This window comes from Dietzia sp. E1 (assembly GCF_014145015.1).
Classification (GTDB): domain Bacteria; phylum Actinomycetota; class Actinomycetes; order Mycobacteriales; family Mycobacteriaceae; genus Dietzia; species Dietzia cinnamea_A.
Window position 1 is genome coordinate 1 of sequence record NZ_JAALDU010000189.1, and the last position, 1,984, is coordinate 1,984.

Genomic DNA, 1,984 nt, shown 5'->3' on the forward strand with positions numbered 1-1,984 from the left:
GATCTCGCCGATCTTGGGGTAGATCTCCTCGGAGCCGACCACCGAGCACGGGATGATCGGCGCCCCGGCGGCCAGCGCGGTCGCGACGAACCCTCCGCGGCCGAAGCGCTGCAGGCGGTACCGGTCGGCGAACGGCTTGCCGAGACCCTTGAACCCCTCGGGCCACACCGCCACGACGTGACCGGCCTCGAGGAGTCGTTCGGCGTCGGCGGTGCAGGCGAGGGTCGCCCCGGCCCGCCGGGCGAGGGGCGCGGACACCGGCAGGGTCATCGCCAGGTCGGCGGCCAGCAGGCGCAGGGCGCGGCCTGCGTGGTCGTGGACGGCGACCGTGGTCATCATCCCGTCGATCGGCAGGACCCCGGCGTGGTTGGACACGATCAGCCCGGCCCCCTCCGCGGGGATGTTCTCGGCGCCGATCACCTCGACGCGGAACCAGTGCTCGAACAACGGCCGCCACAGGGGCAGCCACACGTGGGTGTGGAAATGCTCGTCGAACCCGAACTCGTCGACCTCGTACCCGCCGGTGATGCGGGTGGCAAGCAGTTCACCGGCGGCGTTGACGGCGTCGGCCAGGCCGGTCAGCGCGCTCACGTCCCCGGTCGCGAGCATCGTGTCGACGGTGCGGGCGAGGTCCCGGACGGGCGCCAGCACCTCGGCGTCGAGCGGCAGGACGTCCACGACCTGCCCGATCGAGGACCGCATGGAGGTCAGGAAGCGGTCGATGATCCGGCCGATCTCCGTGGCGGCGGCGTCGCTGCCGGTGGTGTCCCCGAGGAAGCCCTCCCCCACCATCCGGTCGCTGCGGGCGTCTCGGCGGCCCTCGCCCCAGCGGGGCCCGCCGAGGGGTTGGCTAAGGTCGAATTCCGGGCCCTTCACGGCGCCTCCTCCTCGATGCGGTCGGGCTCGAGCGGTTCTGACAGAGCGCCGATCGCCTCGAGCTCGTCGAGGGTGGTGTCCACTCCCGCGCGCAGCCGTGCGGCCACCGGCCCCGGGAGCAGGGAGGCGACCGTGGCGACTTTGCGTTCGACCGCCTCGCGGGTGACCAGGGGCTCGGCGCCGGAGTCCACCAGGTATGCCTGTAGCGCCTCCTCGGTGGAGTAGCGCGGGGTGAAACCGAACTCGGTGCGCATGCGTGTGGTGTCCATCGTCCGGCCGTACCGCAGGTAGCGCAGCTGCGACGTGCCGATGTCCCGCAGTCCCTGGCTCGACAGCAGCCGCGCCGCGAGCTTGAACGTCGCCGGCATCACCGGTAGCGGGATGTGCCCGGCGCGCCGGATGGCCTGCGTCAGGGTGAGCACCCCGTCCGCAGCGATGTTGTACGTGCCGGGCGTCGCGCCGAGCGTGGCGTGCAGCAGCGCGTCGAGGGCGTCCTGCGGGTGCAGCAGCTGGATGCGCGGGTCATACCCGGCCAACACGGGCGCCACCGACGGCAGCAGCAGCTCACCGACCACGGTGGGCTCGGGCAGGCCGAGGATCGCGGGGATGCGCAGGATGGTGACGTCGATGTCCGGGCGCTTGCGGGACATGCCGCGCACGTAACCCTCCACCGACAGGTGGTCAAGCGGGATGCCGCCGCTGGCGTGGCGGCGCGCGGCCATGTCCTCGCTGAACATCGCCGGGTCGACCCCCGAGGAGCCGTACACGGACGTCGAGGAGATGAGCACGAACCGCTTGACCGAGGCGGCCCGGCGGCAGGCGGCGATCACGTGCATCGAGCCCATGATGTTGGACTCCTTGACGGCTGCGCGACCGCCGGGGGCGAAGTCGGTGTGGTGCAGGCCGGCGTGGACGACCGTGTCGATGTCCGCCTCGCGCAGGATGCCCTGCAGACGCGGCGACTGGGGGTCGAGGCGCACGAATTCGGCGTCGCGCATGCGCCTGCGGTGTTGCGGCGACGGTTTGACCGAGTCGATCGCCAGCACGCGTTCGACGGAGTCGTTGCGCAAGAGCATGCCCACCAGGTGCGCGCCGAGATACCGGCTGC

General features: G+C 71.9%; 2 protein-coding genes. Both read right to left on the bottom strand.

Features of this window, described 5'->3' with window-relative positions; all coding sequences use genetic code 11:
* A partial coding sequence (locus G6030_RS07575) for a 1-acyl-sn-glycerol-3-phosphate acyltransferase (protein WP_182642698.1) occupies positions 1–876 on the bottom strand: 876 nt, incomplete at its 3' end.
* The coding region (locus G6030_RS07580; protein WP_182642699.1) for an NAD-dependent epimerase/dehydratase family protein at positions 873–1,984 on the bottom strand (1,112 nt) is incomplete at its 5' end. The genes G6030_RS07580 and G6030_RS07575, both read right to left, overlap by 4 nt.